The sequence below is a fragment of the Streptomyces durhamensis genome, assembly GCF_000725475.1.
Taxonomy (GTDB): domain Bacteria; phylum Actinomycetota; class Actinomycetes; order Streptomycetales; family Streptomycetaceae; genus Streptomyces; species Streptomyces filipinensis.
On the sequence record NZ_JNXR01000002.1, the window covers coordinates 17,036 to 38,721 of the forward strand.

The 21,686-nt window shown below is 71.0% G+C and carries 14 protein-coding genes; 7 read left to right on the forward strand and 7 right to left on the reverse strand.

Annotated features, from left to right (window positions below; translation table 11 throughout):
• Positions 1-39 precede the first annotated feature (39 nt).
• Positions 40-2,850 carry a preprotein translocase subunit SecA gene (gene secA / locus IO33_RS0101835; protein WP_031159325.1) on the forward strand — a complete coding sequence of 937 codons (2,811 nt, stop codon included), beginning with the start codon at positions 40-42 and terminating at the stop codon, positions 2,848-2,850.
• Between the two features lie 109 nt (positions 2,851-2,959).
• On the opposite strand, the gene IO33_RS46840 is transcribed toward secA, so the two are convergent.
• Positions 2,960-3,439: an Rv3235 family protein gene (locus IO33_RS46840; protein ID WP_425347951.1), complete on the reverse strand. Its 480-nt coding sequence runs from the start codon at positions 3,437-3,439 to the stop codon at positions 2,960-2,962.
• A 277-nt stretch (positions 3,440-3,716) separates the two neighbouring features.
• Here IO33_RS46840 and IO33_RS0101845 point away from each other — a divergent pair, with 277 nt between their 5' ends.
• Both IO33_RS0101845 and IO33_RS0101850 read left to right on the forward strand, forming a co-directional pair.
• Positions 3,717-4,229: a DUF6912 family protein gene (locus IO33_RS0101845; RefSeq protein WP_031159327.1), complete on the forward strand. Its 513-nt coding sequence runs from the start codon at positions 3,717-3,719 to the stop codon at positions 4,227-4,229.
• Positions 4,230-4,385: 156 nt separating this feature from the next.
• Positions 4,386-5,054: an HAD family hydrolase gene (locus IO33_RS0101850; protein WP_031159328.1), complete on the forward strand. Its 669-nt coding sequence runs from the start codon at positions 4,386-4,388 to the stop codon at positions 5,052-5,054.
• 547 nt (positions 5,055-5,601) lie between these two features.
• Here the strand turns inward: IO33_RS0101850 and IO33_RS0101855 are convergent.
• Positions 5,602-6,168 (reverse strand): DJ-1/PfpI family protein, encoded by a 567-nt coding sequence (locus IO33_RS0101855; protein ID WP_031159329.1) that lies wholly within the window; start codon positions 6,166-6,168, stop codon positions 5,602-5,604.
• 704 nt (positions 6,169-6,872) lie between these two features.
• Between IO33_RS0101855 and IO33_RS0101860 the strand changes: the two genes are divergently transcribed.
• From IO33_RS0101860 to IO33_RS0101870, 3 genes are all read left to right on the forward strand, one after another.
• On the forward strand, positions 6,873-11,810 hold the full coding sequence (locus IO33_RS0101860) for an NAD-glutamate dehydrogenase (RefSeq protein WP_031159331.1): 4,938 nt from the start codon (positions 6,873-6,875) through the stop codon (positions 11,808-11,810).
• Positions 11,811-11,963: 153 nt separating this feature from the next.
• The gene (locus tag IO33_RS0101865; RefSeq protein ID WP_037684799.1) at positions 11,964-12,446 is read left to right on the forward strand and encodes a GtrA family protein; all 483 of its coding nucleotides are present in this window, start codon (positions 11,964-11,966) and stop codon (positions 12,444-12,446) included.
• A complete protein-coding gene (locus IO33_RS0101870) occupies positions 12,427-13,938 on the forward strand; it encodes a hypothetical protein (protein WP_245235657.1) in 1,512 nt (503 codons plus the stop codon). The genes IO33_RS0101865 and IO33_RS0101870 overlap by 20 nt, the downstream gene beginning before the upstream one ends.
• Positions 13,939-14,051: 113 nt before the next feature.
• On the opposite strand, the gene IO33_RS0101875 is transcribed toward IO33_RS0101870, so the two are convergent.
• The 4 genes from IO33_RS0101875 to IO33_RS0101890 form a co-directional block, all read right to left on the reverse strand.
• Complete coding sequence (locus IO33_RS0101875) at positions 14,052-15,731, reverse strand: glycosyltransferase family 2 protein (protein ID WP_031159337.1); 1,680 nt, start codon at positions 15,729-15,731, stop codon at positions 14,052-14,054.
• Positions 15,728-17,950: a CDP-glycerol glycerophosphotransferase family protein gene (locus tag IO33_RS0101880; protein WP_031159339.1), complete on the reverse strand. Its 2,223-nt coding sequence runs from the start codon at positions 17,948-17,950 to the stop codon at positions 15,728-15,730. Before IO33_RS0101880 ends, IO33_RS0101875 begins: the two co-directional genes overlap by 4 nt.
• 164 nt (positions 17,951-18,114) lie before the next feature.
• Positions 18,115-18,849 (reverse strand): ABC transporter ATP-binding protein, encoded by a 735-nt coding sequence (locus IO33_RS0101885; RefSeq protein ID WP_031159341.1) that lies wholly within the window; start codon positions 18,847-18,849, stop codon positions 18,115-18,117.
• The gene (locus IO33_RS0101890; RefSeq protein ID WP_031159343.1) at positions 18,842-19,756 is read right to left on the reverse strand and encodes an ABC transporter permease; all 915 of its coding nucleotides are present in this window, start codon (positions 19,754-19,756) and stop codon (positions 18,842-18,844) included. The genes IO33_RS0101885 and IO33_RS0101890 overlap by 8 nt, the downstream gene beginning before the upstream one ends.
• 220 nt (positions 19,757-19,976) lie before the next feature.
• Between IO33_RS0101890 and IO33_RS0101895 the strand changes: the two genes are divergently transcribed.
• Entirely contained in the window at positions 19,977-20,603 is a 627-nt protein-coding gene (locus tag IO33_RS0101895; RefSeq protein ID WP_037684838.1) for a TetR/AcrR family transcriptional regulator, read from the forward strand.
• A gap of 27 nt (positions 20,604-20,630) precedes the next feature.
• Here IO33_RS0101895 and galE read toward each other — a convergent pair whose 3' ends face one another.
• Positions 20,631-21,611, reverse strand: coding sequence for a UDP-glucose 4-epimerase GalE (gene galE, locus IO33_RS0101900; protein ID WP_031159348.1), 981 nt, complete (start codon positions 21,609-21,611; stop codon positions 20,631-20,633).
• Between the last annotated feature and the right edge of the window lie 75 nt (positions 21,612-21,686).

Here is a 21,686-nt window from a genome sequence, read left to right on the forward strand (position 1 = left end):
CGACCGTCCCAGGCCCGACCGGCAAGGAGACAAACCCCCGTGTCCGTCCTCTCGAAGATCATGCGTGCAGGCGAAGGCAAGATCCTGCGCAAGCTGCACCGCATCGCGGACCAGGTCAACTCCATCGAAGAGGACTTCGTCGACCTCTCCGACGCCGAGCTGCGGGCTCTCACCGAGGAGTACAAGCAGCGTTACGCCGATGGTGAGAGCCTGGACGACCTGCTCCCCGAGGCGTTCGCCACCGTCCGTGAGGCCGCCAAGCGCGTGCTCGGCCAGCGGCACTACGACGTGCAGCTGATGGGCGGCGCCGCGCTCCACCTCGGCTACGTCGCCGAGATGAAGACCGGTGAGGGCAAGACCCTCGTCGGCACGCTGCCCGCGTATCTGAACGCCCTGTCCGGCGACGGCGTCCACATCGTCACGGTCAACGACTACCTGGCCGAGCGCGACTCCGAGATGATGGGCCGCGTCCACAAGTTCCTGGGCCTGGACGTCGGCTGCATCCTGGCCAACATGACGCCGGCCCAGCGCCGCGAGCAGTACGCGTGCGACATCACCTACGGCACGAACAACGAGTTCGGCTTCGACTACCTGCGCGACAACATGGCGTGGTCGAAGGACGAGCTGGTGCAGCGCGGCCACAACTTCGCGATCGTGGACGAGGTCGACTCCATCCTGGTCGACGAGGCCCGTACGCCGCTGATCATCTCCGGCCCGGCCGACCAGGCCACCAAGTGGTACGGCGACTTCGCCAAGCTGGTCACGCGCCTGAAGAAGGGCGAGGCGGGCAACCCGCTCAAGGGCGTCGAGGAGACCGGCGACTACGACGTCGACGAGAAGAAGCGCACGGTAGCCATCCACGAGAACGGTGTCTCCAAGGTCGAGGACTGGCTGGGCATCGACAACCTCTACGAGTCGGTGAACACCCCGCTCGTGGGCTACCTGAACAACGCCATCAAGGCCAAGGAGCTCTTCAAGAAGGACAAGGACTACGTCGTCATCGACGGCGAGGTCATGATCGTCGACGAGCACACCGGCCGTATCCTCGCCGGCCGCCGCTACAACGAGGGCATGCACCAGGCGATCGAGGCGAAGGAAGGGGTGGACATCAAGGACGAGAACCAGACGCTCGCCACGATCACCCTGCAGAACTTCTTCCGCCTCTACAACAAGCTCTCCGGCATGACCGGTACGGCGATGACCGAGGCCGCCGAGTTCCACCAGATCTACAAGCTCGGCGTGGTCCCGATCCCGACGAACAGGCCGATGGTCCGCAAGGACCAGTCGGACCTGATCTACCGCACCGAGGTCGCCAAGTTCGAGGCGGTCGTCGACGACATCGCCGAGAAGCACGAGAAGGGCCAGCCGATCCTCGTCGGCACCACGTCCGTCGAGAAGTCGGAGTACCTCTCGCAGCAGCTCAGCAAGCGCGGCATCCAGCACGAGGTGCTCAACGCCAAGCACCACGAGCGCGAGGCGTCGATCGTCGCCCAGGCCGGCCGCAAGGGCGCGGTGACCGTGGCCACCAACATGGCCGGCCGTGGTACGGACATCAAGCTCGGCGGCAACCCCGACGACCTCGCCGAGGCGGAGCTGCGTCAGCGCGGCCTCGACCCCGAGGAGCACATCGAGGAGTGGGCCGCGGCGCTGCCCGCCGCGCTGGAGAAGGCCGAGCAGGCGGTCAAGGCCGAGTTCGAAGAGGTCAAGGACCTCGGCGGCCTCTACGTCCTCGGCACCGAGCGGCACGAGTCGCGGCGCATCGACAACCAGCTGCGCGGTCGTTCCGGCCGTCAGGGAGACCCCGGCGAGTCCCGGTTCTACCTCTCGCTGGGCGACGACCTGATGCGTCTGTTCAAGGCCCAGATGGTCGAGCGCGTGATGTCCATGGCCAACGTGCCGGACGACGTCCCGATCGAGAACAAGATGGTCACGCGCGCGATCGCGTCCGCGCAGTCGCAGGTCGAGCAGCAGAACTTCGAGACCCGTAAGAACGTTCTGAAGTACGACGAGGTCCTCAACCGCCAGCGCGAGGTCATCTACGGCGAACGCCGGCGCGTGCTGGAGGGCGAGGATCTGCACGAGCAGGTCCAGCACTTCATGGACGACACGATCGACGCGTACGTCGGCGCCGAGACCGCCGAGGGCTTCCCGGAGGACTGGGACCTGGACCGGCTGTGGGGCGCCTTCCGGCAGCTGTACCCGGTGAAGGTCACCGTGGAGGAGCTGGAGGAGGCCGCGGGCGACCGGGCGGGCCTCACCGCGGAGTTCATCTCCGAGTCCATCAAGGAGGACATCCACGAGCAGTACGAGGCCCGTGAGTCCCAGCTCGGCTCCGAGATCATGCGGGAGCTGGAGCGCCGGGTCGTGCTGTCGGTCCTCGACCGCAAGTGGCGTGAGCACCTCTACGAGATGGACTACCTCCAGGAGGGCATCGGCCTGCGCGCGATGGCGCAGAAGGACCCGCTGGTCGAGTACCAGCGTGAGGGCTTCGACATGTTCACCGCGATGATGGACGGCATCAAGGAGGAGTCCGTCGGCTACCTGTTCAACCTGGAGGTCCAGGTCGAGCAGCAGGTCGAGGAGGTCCCGGTCGAAGAGGCGGAGCCGGTCGGCGAGGGCGTCCACGACACGGTTCCGGCGCAGGCCGGGGCGCGTCCGGAGATCCGCGCGAAGGGGCTGGACGTTCCGCAGCGGCGGGATCTGCACTTCTCGGCGCCGACCGTGGACGGTGAGGGCGGCATCGTGGAGCGTGATCTGGAGGACGACGAGCCGGTGCGGTCCGAGTCGGACGGGCTGACGCGGGCGGAGCGGCGGCGGCAGGCCAAGGGCGGACGGCGCCGTAAGAAGTAGCGGCCGGTCCGCGGCGCTCCAGCCGTTTTCGCAAGGGCCGGGTTCCTTTTTCGGGACCCGGCCCTTCGCCGTGCTCGGGCCGGGACGGGTTTGCCCGGGCCGTCCGCGGCTACGGCTGCTGCGGGCCGGTTTCCACCGCTGTGCAGCGCCAGCGGAGGTCCTGGCCGAGTTCCAGGCGGAAGGCCAGGGCGCGGAGCCGTTCGCCGGCGGCGATGCGGGCGAAGACCTCCAGCGCGCCGTCGCGGGGGACGTAGTAGCCGATGTCGTGGACGCGGGGGCGGGAGCCTCGCGTGCGCAGGGGGCTGCGTTCGGCGAGGCGGATCAGGTCGTCGTAGGCGCGGCCCGCCGTGTGGCGGAGCATCCAGTGGACGGGCCGCTGACCGCTCAGGACGGCCAGCAGGCGGTCCGCGAAGAGGTCGGTGGGGCGAGGCTGTGGTACGGCCGTCCGGGGCGCCGTGGGGGCCGTTTCCGGCGCGGCGTCCGGCGCAGCGGACGCGCGAGCGCGGGTCGGCTCCGGGTCTGTGGGCGCGGGAGGGGGCGTGAGCGGGGTGGCCGCCGGCCGTGGGGCCGCCGCACGGCGGGGCGGGATCCTCGGTGGGGCTCCTGCCGGGCGGCGGGTGTCGTGGCGGGTCGGGGGGCTCGGCGGGGGCGGAGAGGTTCACCTATCCGAGGGATGCGGGATCGGTCGGACGCTGCGATGTGGCGGGTGGCCCGGGTGAATGAGCGGCCCGCGGTGGACGGCTCCCCGGGGGCGGGCACAGACCCGAAAGGGGACGGGCGCACGTATCCTGAAGGCCCTCCGGGAGACGCGGCAGCCGGCCCTCCCGGGGCCCAGCGGAGCCTTTGAGCAGGAAAGAGCGGCCAGCATGCGCGTCTACGTCCCCCTGACCCTCCCCGGGCTCGCCGAGGCGCACAAGACGGGTGAGCTGGGGAGCGGCCCCTTCGCCGCGTATGCCGTCACGCCCGCGTTGCGCGAGTGGTACGCCTCGGAGGACATCGAGGAGCTGGAGTACGCGGCCCTGAGCCGGGCCGCGCTGGCCTCGCTGCGGCTGCTCGCGGCGGATCCGGGTGCGGTACGGCGCAGGGTCGTGGTCGCCGTGGACGTGGCCGACGGCGCGGCGGGCGTCGACCCGGACCGTGGGCCGGACCCGACCGCTCTCGGCGAGGTGAGCGTGACGGTGACCGTGCCGCTCGCCAAGGCGGCCGCGGTGCATGTCGACGCGGGTGACGCGGAGCAGGACGTGGCCGCGGCGGCGCAGGCGCTGGAGGCGGCCGACGGCGGGGACGACGACGCGCAGTCCGTCGTGGACGGGGCGGACGATCACGAGCTGCTGTGGTACGCCACGCAGGAGATTCCCAACCTGGTCGGACTGGCCTGACCCGGCCGGACCGGCGCCGACCTGGTCGCGCGGGCTGGTCGCGTGGTCTGGCCGAGCGCGCTGGTCGAGCGCGCTGGTCGAGCGCGCTGGTCGATGCGGTCTGGTCGACGCGGGCGGCAGCCGTCATTGTCGGTGGTGGCGGGTACGGTCTTCGGCATGGGGATGCAGCAGAGCGCGCACATCGTCTGGGACTGGAACGGCACGCTGTTCCACGACAACGACGCGATCATCGGGGCGACGAACGCGGCCTTCGCCGAGCTGGGGATCGCGCCGATCACGCTGGAGCAGTACCGGTCGCTGTACTGCGTGCCGGTGCCGAAGTTCTACGAGCGGCTGATCGGCCGGCTGCCGACCGGTGCCGAGTGGGAGCTGATGGACGGGGTCTTCCACCGGTACTACGCCGAGCACCGGGTGCGGTGTGGGCTGACCGAGGGCGCGGCCGAGCTGCTCGCGGGGTGGCGGTCGGCGGGGCACAGCCAGTCGCTGCTGAGCATGTACGTGCACGAGGAACTGGTGCCGCTGGTGCGGGGGTTCGGCATCGAGGCGCATTTCCTGCGGGTCGACGGGCGTACGGGGCCCTCCGGGGGCAGCAAGGCCGCGCACATGGTGCGGCATCTGGAGGCGCTGAGCGGGTCTGTGGAGCCCGCGCGGACCGTGGTGATCGGGGACGCGGCGGATGACGCGGTCGCGGCGCGGGGCGTGGGGGCGCGGGCCGTGCTGTACACCGGGGGGTCGCACAGCCGGGCCAGCCTGGAGGGGGTGGGGGCGCCGGTGGTGGACACGTTGGCCGAGGCGGTGGAGGAAGCGCAGCGAATAGCGGCTTAGCAGGGTTTGTCGGGTGCCCTGTGCTGCAGCTGAGCTGGGGGCCGTTTCGCTTGCCGGTGTTCGAAGGGGTGGGGCGCTGTAGCTGACCACCGGGTCGGTCCGCTTGCCCGCGTCGGAGAGGTGCCGCTGCGCCCACCCGTGCCGCCCCAGCGGCACGACTGACCGCAGCGGCGGGGGCTTCTGCCTGGTGGAAGCGGCCCGGGCGGCGAGGCTGCCCGTAGCGGCGGGGGCTTCCGCCCGGTGGAGGTGGCCGGGCGGCGAGGCTGCCCGTAGCGGCGGGCTGTGGGGGCGTCTGCCGGGTGGAATCCCCCCTGAGCGCACCGACGCGGTGAACGCGCTCGACGTCGCCGCCGAACTGTCCGCCGCCGCCGAACTGTCCGCCGCCCACGACTATGACTGCCCGTAGCGGCGTCGGGGCCCTGCCCTCCGGGGCGGGGGTCGCCTGAGCGCTACGACTGCCCGTAGCGGCGCCGGAAGGGCACCCCTTCGGGGTGGGGGTCGCCTGAGCGGCGCGGCGGCCGCGGAGGCCGGGGGCGGTGTGGCTGCCTCAGGTCGCCGGTGCCTTGGTACGGAGGATCCTGAGGAACTCGCGCATCCAGGCCGGGTGGTCCGGCCAGGCCCGGGAGGAGACGAGGGTGCCGTCGACCACGGCCTCGCTGTCCTGGAAGCCCGCTCCGGCCGCCTGCATGTCCGGCTCCAGCGCGGGGTACGCCGTGACCCGGCGACCGCGCAGGCTGTCGATCGCCGCGGTGAGCAGCGGACCGTGGCAGATCTGGGCGACCGGCTTGTCGGAGTCGAAGAACGCCTTGAGGATCTTGCGGAGTTCGGGGTCGTTGCGCAGATACTCGGGGGCCCGGCCGCCGGGGATGACGACCGCCGCGTACTCGCCGGGGTCCACGTCGGAGAAGGCCAGGTCGGCGGGCCAGGTGTAGCCGGGCTTCTCGGTGTAGGTGTCGTAACCGGATTCGAAGTCGTGGACGACGAAGCGGAGTGTCTTGCGGGCGGGGGCCGCGATATGGACCTCGTAGCCTTCCTCGCGCAGGCGCTGGTACGGGTAGAGGACTTCCAGGGACTCCGCCGCGTCGCCGGTGACGATCAGGATCTTCGCGGGCATGTCGGCTCCTCGGGTGCTCCGGTGTTCCGGTACTCCTGGGCGGGACGCACTGCCCCAGGGCAAGGTGCCAAGACCGGGCGTGCTTGCCAAGGGGGCCGTGGCGGTTCCGGCGACGGCCTCGGCGCCTCACCGGTGGTCGGAGCGCCCTGTTCCCAGAGTGCGGTCGGGACTCTGCCCCCGCGACTGGACGCGACCGGGCACCGCCGCCCGGCTCCGCCGCCCCCGGCAACCCCATCGGCCCCATGCGACCGGATACGTCACCACCCCCCGCCCGGCCCCTGTGCAGAACGTCAAACTTCACCCCTCGGTTTTGTACACATACGGCTCATGACGGGTCCGGGGTGAGGAGCGATAGCCTTGTGGCGTGATCAGCGCGATATCTCGCGGGGGCGATCCTGCCCCTGCCCTGCGCCCGGGTTGCACGGAACACCTCCGTGACCGGGCGGCGGTCGCTGGTCTTCGCGGGCGGGACGGGGCCGCAGGAGCCCCCGGGACGCCGAGGACAACCCTGGACACGGCGACGCCGAGAGCAGCGTCACACCCCACGGGCGTGTCGAGAATGGCTGAATTTCCCCCGCGCATCTCACCTCGCGGCATAGCGTCGATGCGGACCGGACACCCCGGGCCGTGGCGTCGAGCCGGAGGGAAAGAGACCGTACTTCCTTCTACGTCACGCAACGGCGCGCGACAGGAGTCAGAGGACAATGCAGACCAAGCTGGACGAAGCCAAGGCCGAGCTGCTCGAGAGGGCTGCCCGGGTAGCTGAGAACAGCCCGGTCGGGGGGCACCTACCGACCGGGACCACGGGCGAGGGCTCCCCGGACACCCCGGACAGCGAGTCCGTGCTCGCGTTCCTCCAGCGCTACTACCTGCACACCGCCCCGGAAGACCTCACCGGCCGTGACCCGGTCGACGTGTTCGGCGCCGCGGTCTCGCACTACCGGCTCGCCGAGAACCGCCCCCAGGGCACGGCGAACGTGCGGGTCCACACCCCGACCGTGGAGGAGAACGGGTGGACCTGCAGTCACTCGGTCGTGGAGGTCGTCACCGACGACATGCCCTTCCTCGTCGACTCGGTGACCAATGAGCTGACCCGGCGCGGGCGCGGCATCCACGTCGTCGTCCACCCGCAGTTCGTCGTCCGCCGCGACCTCACCGGCAAGCTGATCGAGGTCCTGCCGACCCCGCCCGGCGGTGAGCTCCCGCACGACGCGCACTTCGAGTCCTGGATCCACGTCGAGATCGACCGGGAGACCGACCGCGCCGACCTGAAGCAGATCACCGCCGACCTGCTGCGCGTACTGTCCGACGTCCGCGAGGCCGTCGAGGACTGGGAGAAGATGCGGGACGCGGCGACCCGGATCGCCGACGGGATGCAGAGCGAGCCCCTTCCCGCCGACCTGCCCGCGCCCGAGGCCGAGGAGGCCCGCGAGCTGCTGCGCTGGCTGGCCGACGACCACTTCACCTTCCTCGGCTACCGCGAGTACCAGCTGCGCGAGGACGACACGCTCGCCGCCGTGGCCGGCACCGGCCTCGGCATCCTGCGCTCCGACCCGCACCACGCCGAGGACGAGCAGCACCCGGTCAGCCCGTCCTTCGAGCGGCTGCCGGCCGACGCCCGCGCCAAGGCCCGTGAGCACAAGCTGCTCGTGCTGACCAAGGCCAACAGCCGGGCCACCGTGCACCGGCCGTCGTACCTGGACTACATCGGCGTCAAGAAGTTCGACGCGGACGGCAACGTCGTCGGTGAGCGGCGGTTCCTCGGGCTGTTCTCCTCGGCCGCGTACACCGAGTCCGTGCGTCGCGTGCCCGTCATCCGCCGCAAGGTCGACGAGGTGCTGGAGCGCGCCGGGTTCTCGCCCCACAGCCACGACGGCCGCGACCTGCTGCAGATCCTGGAGACGTACCCGCGCGACGAGCTGTTCCAGACGCCCGTCGCCGAACTGCAGTCCATCGTCACGTCCGTGCTGTACCTGCAGGAGCGGCGACGCCTCAGGCTCTACCTGCGCCAGGACGAGTACGGCCGCTACTACTCGGCACTCGTCTACCTGCCGCGCGACCGCTACACCACCGGTGTCCGCCTCAGGATCATCGACATCCTGAAGGAGGAGCTCGGCGGCGTCAGCGTCGACTTCACCGCCTGGAACACCGAGTCGATCCTGTCCCGGCTGCACTTCGTCGTGCGTGTCCCGCCGGGCACGGAGCTGCCCGAGCTGTCGGATGCCGACAAGGACCGCATCGAGGCCCGCCTGGTCGAAGCCGCCCGTTCCTGGGCCGACGCGTTCGCCGAGGCGCTGACCGCCGAGTGCGGCGAGGAGCGCGCGGCCGAGGTGCTGCGCCGCTACAACAACGCCTTCCCCGAGGGCTACAAGGCCGACCACACCCCGCGTGCCGCGGTCGCCGACCTGGTCCACCTGGAGCAGCTCGGCGAGGACAAGACCTTCAGCCTGAGCCTGTACGAGCCGGTGGGCGCCGGTCCCGAGGAGCGCCGGTTCAAGATCTACCAGAAGGGCGGCACGGTCTCCCTTTCCAAGGTGCTGCCGGTGCTCAGCCGCCTCGGCGTCGAGGTCACCGACGAGCGGCCGTACGAGCTGCGCTGTGTGGACCGCACCACCGCCTGGATCTACGACTTCGGTCTGCGCGTTCCGAGGGCCGCCGGCGGCGGGGAGTACCTCGGCGACGACGCCCGTGAGCGCTTCCAGGAGGCCTTCGCCGCCACCTGGACCGGCAAGGCGGAGAACGACGGCTTCAACGCGCTCGTGCTGAGCGCCGGGCTGACCTGGCGGCAGGCGATGGTGCTGCGCGCCTACGCCAAGTACCTGCGGCAGGCCGGTTCGACCTTCTCGCAGGACTACATGGAGGACACCCTCCGCAACAACGTCCACACCACCCGGCTCCTCGTCTCGCTGTTCGAGGCCCGGATGTCGCCGGACCGGCAGAAGGCCGGGCTGGAGATCACGGACGCCCTGCAGGAGGAGCTGGACGCGGCCCTGGACCAGGTGGCGAGCCTGGACGAGGACCGCATCCTGCGGTCGTTCCTCACCGTCATCAAGGCGACCCTGCGCACGAACTTCTTCCAGGAGGCGGCCGCCGGCACGCCGCACGACTACGTCTCCATGAAGTTCGACCCGCAGGCCATCCCGGACCTGCCGGCCCCGCGCCCGGCGTACGAGATCTGGGTGTACTCGCCGCGCGTCGAGGGCGTGCACCTGCGCTTCGGCAAGGTCGCGCGAGGCGGTCTGCGCTGGTCCGACCGGCGTGAGGACTTCCGCACCGAGATCCTCGGCCTGGTCAAGGCGCAGATGGTGAAGAACACCGTCATCGTGCCGGTCGGCGCCAAGGGCGGCTTCGTCGCCAAGCAGCTGCCGGACCCGGCGCAGGACCGCGACGCCTGGCTGGCCGAGGGCATCGCCAGCTACAAGACGTTCATCTCGGCACTGCTCGACATCACCGACAACATGGTCGCCGGCGAGGTCGTGCCCCCGCAGGACGTGGTCCGGCACGACGGGGACGACACCTACCTGGTCGTCGCCGCCGACAAGGGCACCGCGACCTTCTCGGACATCGCCAACGGGGTCGCCGAGAAGTACAACTTCTGGCTCGGTGACGCCTTCGCCTCCGGCGGCAGCGCGGGCTACGACCACAAGGGCATGGGCATCACCGCGCGCGGCGCCTGGGAGTCCGTGAAGCGGCACTTCCGCGAGCTGGGCGTGGACACGCAGAGCCAGGACTTCACGGTCGTCGGCATCGGTGACATGTCCGGTGACGTGTTCGGCAACGGCATGCTGCTCTCCGAGAAGATCCGCCTGGTCGCGGCCTTCGACCACCGGCACATCTTCATCGACCCGAACCCGGTCGCGGAGACGTCGTACGCCGAGCGCCGCCGCCTGTTCGAGCTGCCCCGCTCCAGCTGGGCCGACTACGACACCGAGCTGCTGTCGGCGGGCGGTGGCATCTTCCCGCGCACCGCCAAGTCGATCCCGGTCAACGCCCACATCCGCGAGGCCCTCGGCATCGAGGACAAGGTCACCAAGATGACCCCGGCCGACCTGATGAAGGCGATCCTCCACTCGCCGGTCGACCTGCTGTGGAACGGCGGCATCGGCACGTATGTGAAGGCGTCCGTCGAGTCGAACGCGGACGTCGGCGACAAGGCGAACGACGCCATCCGCGTCGACGGCAAGGACCTGCGGGTCAAGGTCGTCGGTGAGGGCGGCAACCTGGGCCTGACCCAGCTCGGCCGGATCGAGTTCGCCATGCACGGCGGCAAGATCAACACCGACGCGATCGACAACAGCGCCGGCGTGGACACCTCCGACCACGAGGTGAACATCAAGATCCTGCTGAACGGCCTGGTCGCGGACGGCGACATGACCGTCAAGCAGCGCAACAAGATCCTCGCCGAGATGACCGACGAGGTCGGCGCGCTGGTCCTGCGCAACAACTACGCGCAGAACACCGCCCTGGCCAACGCCCTGTTCCAGGCCAAGGACATGCTCCACGCCCAGCAGCGGTTCCTGCGCCACCTGGTGCGCGAGGGCCACCTGGACCGGGCGCTGGAGTTCCTGCCCACGGACCGCCAGATCCGCGAGCGCCTCGGCCAGGGCCAGGGCCTGACCAGCCCGGAGACCGCCGTCGTCCTGGCGTACACGAAGATCACGGTCGCCGAGGAGCTGCTGGCCACCACCCTGCCGGACGACCCGTACCTGCGCGGCCTGCTGCACGCCTACTTCCCGACGGCGCTGCGCGAGCGGTTCGCGGAGGCGATCGACAACCACCCGCTGCGCCGCGAGATCACCACGACCGTGCTGGTCAACGACACGGTCAACACAGGTGGTACGACGTATCTGCACCGGCTGCGCGAGGAGACCGGGGCCTCCCTGGAGGAGATCGTCCGGGCCCAGACCGCGGCCCGCGCGATCTTCTGCTCGGCGCCGGTGTGGGACGCGGTGGAGGGCCTGGACAACAGGGTCGACGCGGTCGTCCAGACCCGGATCCGGCTGCACTCGCGCCGGCTGGTCGAGCGCGGCACGCGCTGGCTGCTCAACAACCGGCCGCAGCCGCTGGAGCTCGCCGAGACCGTCGAGTTCTTCGCCGAGCGGGTGGAGCGCGTCTGGCAGGAGCTGCCGAAGCTGCTGCGCGGCGCGGACCTGGAGTGGTACCAGCACGTGTACGACGAGCTGTCCGCGGCCGGCGTCCCGGACGAACTGGCCACGCGCGTGGCCGGGTTCTCCTCCGCCTTCCCGGCGCTCGACATCGTGTCGGTGTCCGACCGCATGGGCAAGGAGCCGCTCGACGTCGCCGAGGTGTACTACGACCTCGCCGACCGGCTCAGCATCACGCAGCTGATGGACCGCATCATCGAGCTTCCCCGCAACGACCGCTGGCAGTCCATGGCCCGCGCCTCCATCCGCGAGGACCTGTACGCGGCCCACGCGGCCCTCACCGCGGACGTCCTCGCGGTCGGCAACGGCACCTCCACGCCCGAGCAGCGCTTCAAGGCCTGGGAGCAGAAGAACGCGCCCATCCTGAGCCGGGCGCGCACCACCCTGGAGGAGATCCGCGGTTCGGAGACGTTCGACCTCGCCAACCTCTCGGTGGCGATGCGGACGATGCGGACGCTGCTGCGCACGCATTCGTGAACCGCGGGGCGGTGAGTGCCCTACGACAGTGAGCGCCCCGGGCCGACGTGAAATCGGCCCGGGGCGTTCCCTTTCTTGCCGACCCTTAGCGAAAAACGATCAGCGAATTTACCGTTTCCTGCTAATCGACGCCTTTCGGATAGGGTCTGCGGTGTGACTGTTCCTCTCACCGAGACCCGCCCGGCAGCGCCCCCCGCGCCCGCACCCGCGCCGGCCCGGCCCGTCACGCGTGTCGTGCTGGAGGTCGTGAAATTCGGGATCGTCGGCGGCAGCGGAGTCCTGGTCAATTTCCTGGTCTTCAACCTGCTACTGCACGGCCTGGGTTGGCAGGCGATGACCGCGACGGTCCTGGCCAGCTGTATCGCGATGGCGACCAATTACCTGGGCTTCCGCTATTTCGCCTATCGCGACCGGGCCTCGCGCACCCGCCGCCAGATCATGCTGTTCTTCGTGTTCAGCGGCCTCGGGGTCGTGATGGAAATCGGCCTGTTCTGGGTCGGCTACCACGGGTTCGGCCTGCACGGCGTGCTGGGGTCGAACACGGCGAAGGCACTGTCGATCGTGCTCGCCTCCGCCTTCCGTTTCCTGGTCTACCGCACCTGGGTGTTCCAGCAGGATGCGCACCGTACCGCCTGAGGCCGAGCCGGTGAGCCGCACCGGGCCGCCGTCCGGCACCGCGCGGGCCGGCCGGGCGCTGCCGCAGGCCGCCGCCGCGCTCGTCGTGGTGCTGCTGCTCCTGGTGGTCGTCCGCCTGCCGTGGGCGGGGGACCTCGGCATGCACGCGGCGACCATCCAGCGCCTGCGTCACGATCTGCTGCATCCCGGGAACCCACTGGTCGACGCGGACACGCCGAGCCCCTACTACTCACCGTGGATGCTGGTGCTGGGCGTGACCGCCAAGCTCACCGGGCTGTCGGTGTTCGTGGTCCTGCGGATCGCCGCGCTCGCCGGCCTGAGTCTGCTGGTCACCGGTGTCCGGCGCTACGTCCGCATCCTCAGCGCCCACCCCATGGCCCCCGCGCTGGCCCTGCTCAGCCTGCTCTTCCTGTGGGGCACTGTGCTGTTCAACTGGTCCGGCTTCCTGGGCCTGAACTCCCTGGCGCTGACGGTGTCGTACCCCAGCGTCCTCGCGCTCGGCCTCACCTTCCACTTCTGGGCCTGGCTCAGCCGGGCGGTGCGGCAGGAGGCCGCGTGGGGGACGTGGCTGTGGCTCGGTGCGCTGTGGGCGCTGATCCTGCTGTGCCACCAGTTCACGGGCGTGGTGGCCTCGCTCGGGGCGCTGGCGACGGTCATCGCGGCGCGACCGGCCCGGGCCGTGCTGCTGCGACTGGCCGCCGCGCCGGCCCTGGGCCTGCTCCTGCTGTGGCTGTGGCCGTACTACGACTTCTTCTCGCTCTTCTCCGCGGGCGCGGACCTGGAGGCCATCCACAAGCCGCTGTACGAGGACCTGGCCGCGCGGTTCGGGCTGGTGCTGCTCGGGGTCGCGGCGCTGGTGCTGCGCTTTCGCCGGGACCGCTGGGATCCCCTGGTCCTGTTCTTCGTCCTCGGCACGCTGGTGTTCGCCGCGGGCGGACTGACCGGGCACTACTCGTGGGGCCGCGCCCTGCCCGCCGCCCTGATCCCGGCCCAGCTCGCGGCCGCGCTGGAGGTCGTGTCGGCGGGGCGGCGCGCGGTGCGCGCGGGGTGGGCGTGCGTGCTGTGCGCCGCGCTGGCCGTGGGGGCGTGGACGCAGATCGGGACGCTCGGGTACGTGACGGGGAGGGCCGCGCTTCCCTCGCCGGTCGCGGCGAAGTACCGGACGCCGTGGGTGGGATACCACTGGATCACGCCCTGGGTGAAGTACGGGGACGTGGTCATGGCCCGGACGTTTCCCGCGCGGCAGATTCCCGCGTACGGGGCGTACACCGTGGCGCCGGGGTATCCCGATGTGTTTCTGCGGGACGCCGCGCGGCGGGAGGCGGCGGTGGCGCGGTACTTCGCCGCCCGGACGACTGCCGCTGACCGGGCCGGGATCGAGCGCAGGTACGACGTGAAGTGGGTCGTGGGGCCGGAGAGCCTGACCGGTCCGGGGCTGCGGAAGGTGACCGGGGGCCCGGGCGGCCAGGTCCTGTACCGAGTGGTGCGCTGAGCCGAGGCGGGGCCGGAGCGCGCCGAAGGGGCGCGGGGAACTGCGGGGCGGCCACGGCGGCCCCGCAGTTCCCCGCGCCCCTTGCGTTCGACGGCGCTTCGGAACCGGCCCTCTCAGCGAAGGACGCTGGACAGCAGCTTCACGGCCTTGCGGACCCGGGGCCGGGCCACCCGCTGGACCACCGGCCGCACGACACGCGACGTGAGCCCCACCGGGCGCCAGCGGATCTGCAGGCGGCCGGGGTTGCGGCCCTCCGGCTCGACGGTGACCTCGTGCGGGGTGGCGCCGGAGCGGTAGTCGATGCGGGCCGTGAGGGTGGGGAAGACCAGCGGCGCCAGCAGGAGGCTGGAGTTGGCCAGGCCCTGCTGCTGGAGGCGGACCAGCGGGTGGCGCACGCCCGCGAAGCCCTGGAGGGGGACCGGGGCCGCGGTCAGGTCCAGCCGGACCGTGCCCTCGAAGACGCCGGGACGGACCGGGTCGAGGCGGAACGGAACCGTCATGCGGCGGTTGCCCGGCGACAGGAGCAGGGCGGCGCGCTGCGGGCCGACCGGCAGGCGCAGCCCGGGGTCGTAGGTGCGGATGGCCAGCGTGAGCGAGGCGCCCTTGCCGGGTGTCAGCTCGACGATCTCATGGCGGAACTGCGCGCTGGAGAAGGGGCGCGTGTCCAACTCCAGGTCGGACAGCTCCAGTTCGCTCAGGCCGCGGTCGTCGCGGGGCACGCTGTCGCCCCAGTACGGCACTCCGGACGCGTCGGCCGTGATCTGCCGCGGCGCCACCCCGTGGCCCAGGCCGCGCGCCGCGAGCTGGGCGTCGCCCGCCCGGCCCTGCCGCAGCAGCTCCAGCACCACCCGCTCCGCGCGGGGAAGGCGGGCGTAGGCGCCGGGAGACAGGGTGTCCAGGTAGGGGTTCATGATGTCCGCGAAGGAGTTCAGCCACTCCTCGTCCCGGTAGGGCAGGTCGCCCGCGTACATCCGGAAGTCGTGCTTGAGGAACTTGTAGTCCTTGTCCTCCCGCAGCCCCGCGTGCCCGCTCTCCACCAGGAAGTCGTCGATCAGCCGCTGCACATGGACCCGGTCGCGGACGTTGCTGACCTTGTGCCGCTGGTTGGAGATGGACGCCGAGGCCGCCGCCGCGTACGGGTCGATGTACCAGACGTACACGGGGTCCGGGATGATCGTGAACGCCTTCGCCAGGCAGTAGGCCTGCGCCGAGAACAGCTGGTCCTCGTAGTGGATGCCCTCGGGGAAGCGGAGTTCGTGGCGGTCCAGGAAGGCGCGCGCGTACATCTTGCTCGTCGACAGGTGCTCGAAGAGCAGGCGGGGGTCCGCCTCGATGCCGTCGACCGTGCGGTGCTCGGCCACCAGGTGCGGCATCCATGTCGTACGGCGGCCGTTGTCCACCCGGACCCGGCGTACCGCGCCCATGGTGAAGTCCACCTCGCGCTCGCGGTGCGCGGCGAGCAGCGACTCGACCGCGCGGGGTGGGAGTTCGTCGTCGCTGTCGAGGAACATCAGATACGGCGCCCGGGCGATCTCGATGGCCCGGTTGCGCGGGGCGCTGCAGCCGCCGCTGTTCTCCGGCAGGCGCAGATAGCGGATGCGCTCGTCCTGCGCCTCCAGCCGGCGCGCCACCGTCGGCGTGTCGTCCGTGGAGTGGTCGTCGCTGATGATGATCTCGATGTTCGCGTGCGTCTGCGCGCACAGGGACGCCACCGCCCGCGGGAGGCGGGCCGCGTCGTTGTAGACGATCACGGTGACCGTGACGTCAGGGGTCGTGGTCGTCGCGTGCGTCATGCCGAGGCCTCCTCGGGGGTCGGGGCGGGGGTGCGTTCCTCGAGCGGGATCACCGGGGGCAGCGACTCCTCCGGCTCACCCAGGAACACCCGTCGTACGACCCGTTCGGCGGCGCGGCCGTCGTCGTACTCGCAGAACCGGCGCCGGAAGGCGGCCCGTGCCTTCGCCGCGCTCTCGTCGCGCCAGGCACCGGAGGCGAAGATCTCCGTCAGCTCCTCCTGGGTGCGGGCGACCTGGCCGGGGTGGTCGGTCATCAGGTCGAAGTAGACGCCCCGGGTGGTGCGGTAGGTCTCCCAGTCGTCGGCGTAGACGACGATCGGGCGGTCGAGGTTGGCGTAGTCGAACATGATCGACGAGTAGTCCGTGACCAGCGCGTCGGCGGCCAGGCACAGCTCCTCGACGGGGTCGTAGGAGGAGACGTCGATGATCCGGCCGGAGCGGCGCAGACCGGTGAGGGGCGAGGCGGCGCCGCCGTAGAAGTAGTGGGCGCGGACCAGGAGCACGGTGTCCTCGCCGAGCCGGTCGGCGAGGGCCGCGAGGTCCAGGCGCGGGGTGAAGCCGGCCTCGTAGTCGCGGTGGGTGGGCGCGTACAGGACGGCCGTCTTGCCCGGGGCGATGCCGAGGCGCTCGCGGGCGGCGCGGACCTGCGCGGCGCCGCTCGTGTAGAAGACGTCGTTGCGCGGATAGCCGTAGTCGAGGGAGGTGTAGCGGGCCGGGTAGGCACGCTCCCACATACGGGTGGAGTGGCTGTTGGCGCTGACGCTGTAGTCCCACTTGTCGATGCGGGCCAGCAGCGCGGCGAAGTCCAGGCCCTTGGCGGCGGCCGGGTGTTCCATCTGGTCCAGGCCCATGCGCTTGAGCGGGGTGCCGTGGTGGGTCTGGATGTGGACGGCGTCGGGGCGTTTGACCACCGCGTTGGGGAAGTTGACGTTGTTCGTCAGGTACTTGGCGGTGGCCAGGGTCTCCCAGTAGCGGCGCGTGCCGGGGACCACGTGGTCCGTGCCGGGCGGCAGCAGGGCCGTGTTCTCCTTCGACACCGTCCACACCTGGTGGATGTGCGGGGCGAGTTCGGCGAGCTTGGCGGCGATCGCGGCCGGGTTGCAGGCCACCCCGCGGTCCCAGTAGGCGGCGAACACGGCCAGGTCCGGGTCGACGGGGCGGCTCAGGGCGCGCCGGTACTGCTGGTCGCGGAGCTTGGCGCCGACCTGGCGCTTGCGGGTCCGTACGGCCTTCTTGGCGGCGCGGCGGGTGCGGTTCGCGGCCTGGAAGGCGCGGTACTTGGTGTACGCGCCCTCCTCCAGCAGGGCGTGCCGTACGCCCTCCACGCCCGCCGGGCGCTCGTGGTTCGCGGGGCGCCAGCGGACCGCGGCGAGGGAGGCGCGGCGGAAGAACTCCCGGGCGACCGCGTCGGGGAGGTTCTCACCGGCGAAGGTGCGCACGAGGTCGCGCATCATCAGGTCGTACAGCACCGCGCGGGCGGCGCGGCGGTCCTGGGTGAGCGCGAGCAGCGACTCGTAGCGCTCGATCAGCGCGAACCGGTCCTCGGGGGCGCGCGGCGGCAGGCTCTCGGGGCGCAGTTCGCGGTTCTCGTACGCCGCCTGGTTCAGGCAGGCGACGCGACCGGCGTGCAGCAGGGCCGTGTACGCGGCGTACGGCTCGTCCTCGGTGGTGAGCAGCTCCTCGTGGGCCCGCCAGAAGCCGGCGCGCAGGGCGCGGTTGCCGAGCAGCGGGGTGAGGCGCAGCAGGTCGGCGGACTCGTCCAGGGGCAGGGCCTCGCGGCCGACGGCGGCGAGGAGGCGGCCGTCGCGGGAGGGCGTGGCGGCGGTCTGCCAGGTGGTGCCGACGTGGTCGAAGAGGAGGATGTCCACTCCGGCGCCCGTGGCCGCCGTGTCGTCCGCGGCGTCCAGTTCGGCGGTCCGCTCGGCGATCAGCCGGGCGGCGCCCGCCGGCAGGCCGTCCTTGGCGTGCACGAAGTGCAGCCAGCGGCCGGTCGCGCGGGCGGCGCCGGCGGCCCGGGCCGCCGCGTCACGGGTGCCCTCCGGCAGCGGTACGACGACCGTCTCGGGGGCGTGGCCCTCGGCCGTCTCCCGCGCCCAGTCGCCGACGGCGGCGACGACCACCTCGGCATCGGCAAGCGGGTGGGCCTCCAGGGAGCCCAACAGCTCTGTCAGATGCCCCTGTGCGTTCGGTCCGTAGACGATGACGCTGAGTTGGGGCATCGCAGTGGACTCCTTAGGCTCGTCGGCTCGGGGCACCCTTCATAACATACTGTCACTAAGCGGATGAAAGGGATGACCGCGCTCGGGGTAAGAGACGCTCTGGTGAGAGACGCTCAGGGAGGAAGAGGGGGTTCCGCGACCCCGGGTTTCTCTTCTGGTTACTTTTACGCCGCTTTCTTGGCAGCGGTTTTCTTGTCGCTCTTGTCGCCGGTGAAGGCCTCGTACTCCCTCATGACGTCCTCCGTCGGCCCGTCCATGCGCAGCTCGCCGCGCTCCAGCCACAGGACCCGCTCGCAGGTGTCACGGATCGACTTGTTGTTGTGGCTGACCAGGAAGACCGTGCCCGCCTGCTCGCGCAGCTCCCGGATCCGCTCCTCGGAGCGCACCTGGAACTTGCGGTCGCCGGTGGCCAGGGCCTCGTCGATGAGCAGGACGTCGTGGTCCTTGGCGGCGGCGATGGAGAACCGCAGCCGGGCGGCCATGCCGGAGGAGTACGTGCGCATCGGCAGGGTGATGAAGTCACCCTTCACGTTGCGCTCGCCGGTGAGGTCGTTCATCAGCGCGGCGTTGACGCCGAGCAGGGAGGGCTGGCCGTGGGTGTAGATGTGGCCGTTCTCCACGGGGAGCAGCCCGGCGACCGCCTTCAGGAGCGTCGACTTGCCGGAGCCGTTGGTGCCGATGAGGCCGATCGCCTCGCCCTTGTAGGCGACGAACGACACCTTCTTCACCGCGTGCACCCGGCGGACGCCCGCCGCCTTCTCGGCCTGCTTGCGGCGCATGATGCGGTTGAGGGCGGCGGTGGCGGTGCCACGGCCGGCGCCGGTGCCGTTGACCCGGTAGACGATGTCGACGCCGTCGGCGATGACGGTGGGGATCTTTGCTTCGGTCTGCTCAGCCACGGCCGTACGTCTCCTCAGCCTTCCAGAAGTAGATGAAGCCGCCGATGCCGGCGAGCAGGGCCCAGCCCGTGGCCGCCGCCCAGACGTGCGGGGGCAGCTGCTTGCCGTGGAAGCTGTGGATCAGCGCGTACCGCATGAGGTCGATGTGGACCGCGGCCGGGTTGGTCTCCAGCAGCACCGTGACGATGTGCGGCAGGTGGTCCTTCTTGGTGAGCTTGCTGATGCTCCACATCACGCCGGACACGTACATCCAGGTGCGCAGCACGAACGGCATCAGCTGGGCGATGTCCGGGGTCTTGGCGCCCCACCTCGCCATGATCATCGAAACGCCCGCGTTGAAGACGGACTGCAGGACCAGCGCGGGGATGGCGAGCAGCCAGCGCGGGGTGACCGGGATGCCGAAGGACAGGACGATCACGACCAGCGCGGTCATCGAGAACAGCAGCTGCTGGAGCTGCTGGAGGCAGAAGGAGATCGGCAGGGCGGCGCGCGGGAAGTGCAGGGCGCGGACCAGGCCGAGGTTGCCGGAGATCGCGCGGGTGCCGGCCATGATCGAGCTCTGGGTGAAGGTCCAGATGAACACGCCCGTCACCAGGAACGGGATGTAGTCCGGCACGCCGCGGCTGGTGCCGAGCAGCACGCCGAAGATGAAGTAGTAGACCGCCGCGTTCAGCAGCGGGTTCATGACCTGCCAGATCTGGCCGAGCTTCGCCTGGCTGTACTGCGCGGTGAGCTTGGCGGTGGCGAAGGCGGTGATGAAGTGACGCCGGGCCCACAGCTGGCGGACGTACTCCGGCAGGGAGGGGCGGGCGCCGCTGACCGACAGGCCGTGCCGGGCGGCCAGCGCCGCGAGATCGTCGTCGGCCGGGGCCTGGGTGGGGGGCGGTGTGTCGAGGACCTGGCTCACATCCGCTGCTTTCGCTCGGGGGAGGGGGTGGCGCGTCCGGCCGGCAAGCCGGGTCGCGTCGTATGGGTCCGTCCGACGCCTTCCTTCGCTTCGCGTGTTTCCTTACGCTTCTCTTCACGTTCTCTTACGTCGGAACGGGACCGTATCGTCGCAACGTGAGCGTAGAACCAATCGACGTCGGAACGCAACCGTTTCGTCGTAACGGCCTATGCTGTGGGTCATGACCACCAACGCCGACGAGCCCCCGACGCGTCCGCGTCGCCGGACCCCCGCCGGGGCCGCCGTACTCCGGGAGGATGTGACCGAGGCCATCCGCGCGGCGGTCTTCGAGGAACTGGCGGCCGCCGGATACGCGCGCATGTCCATCGAGGGCATCGCGCGGCGGGCGGGTGTCGGCAAGACGGCGGTGTACCGGCGCTGGCGTTCGAAACTGCACCTGGTGCTGGACGTGGTGTCGGCGATGGCGGTGCTGGGCCTGCCGGTGCCGGACACGGGCTCCCTGGAGGGCGACCTGCGGCTGCTGTACGAGGTCACGTCCCGCGCCCTGCGCCACCCCGTGGCCTCGCAGATCATCCCCGACCTCCAGGCGGAGGCGGCCCGCAACCCCGACATCGCCGACGCCTTCCAGAAGGCCCTGCGGGACGGCCAGGAGGGTGTGGCCAGCAAGATCGTGGCCGCGGCGGAGAAGCGGGGGGAGGTGCGGGCGGGGGTCGATCCCGACCTCGCGCTCGATCTGATCTCCGGGCCGCTGTACTGGCGCGCGGTGGTCATCCGCTCGCCCAAGCTGCCGAAGGGCTACCTGGAGAAGCTGGCCCGGGCCACGGCGGGGGCGCTCAAGGCGTTGTGAGACGCCCGCCGCCGCGGCCGGGCGCGACTACGACCGCGCCGCCGCCGGGTGGTGCCGTACCCAGCCCTCCCAGGCCGAGGTGATCATGTCCTGGACGTCGTACTTGGCCTGCCAGCCCAGCTCGGTGGCGATGCGGGTGGCGGCGGCGACGACGCGCGCGGGGTCGCCGGGACGGCGCGGGGTGACGGTCGGCGGGCGGTCGTAGCCGGTGACCGCGTTGATGCGGTCGATCATCTCGCGGACCGACACCCCCTCGCCGCGGCCGATGTCGAGGGTCAGGTCGGTGCCGGGCGAGGAGGCCAGGGCGCGGGCGACGGTGACATGGGCCTCGGCCAGGTCGACCACGTGGATGTAGTCGCGGACGCAGGTGCCGTCCGGGGTCGGGTAGTCGTCGCCGAAGATGCGCGGCGGCGCGCCCTCGGTGAGCTTCTCGAAGACCATCGGGATCAGGTTGAACACGCCGGTGTCGGCGAGTTCGGGGGCGGCCGCGCCCGCCACGTTGAAGTAGCGCAGGGACGCCGTCGACATGCCGGACGTCCGGCCCGTCGCGCGCACCAGCCACTCGCCGGCCAGCTTGGTCTCGCCGTACGGGGACAGCGGCCGGCACGGCGTCTCCTCCGTCACCAGGTCGACGTCCGGCATGCCGTAGACGGCGGCCGAGGAGGAGAAGAGGAAGGACGGGATCTCCGCCGCCGTCACCGCCTCCAGGAGGACGCGCAGACCCTCGACGTTCTCCCGGTAGTAGTACAGCGGGCGCTCCACCGACTCGCCCACCTGCTTCTTCGCCGCCAGATGCACGACCCCGCTGATCTCGTGCTCGGCGAGCGTGCGGGCCACCATGTCCGCGTCCAGGACGGAGCCCCGCACCAGCGGGACCTCCGCCGGTACGCGCTCGGCGACGCCCGAGGACAGGTCGTCGTAGACGACCGTGCGCTCGCCCGCCTGGGTCATCGCCCGTACGACGTGTGCCCCGATGTATCCGGCACCGCCGGTGATCAGCCAGGTCATTGCGGCCGTCCCCTCGTCAGTCGGCCCGTCCGGCCGCTCGGTGCGGCCGGGGGCGTCTCTCGTTCAGTGGGTGTC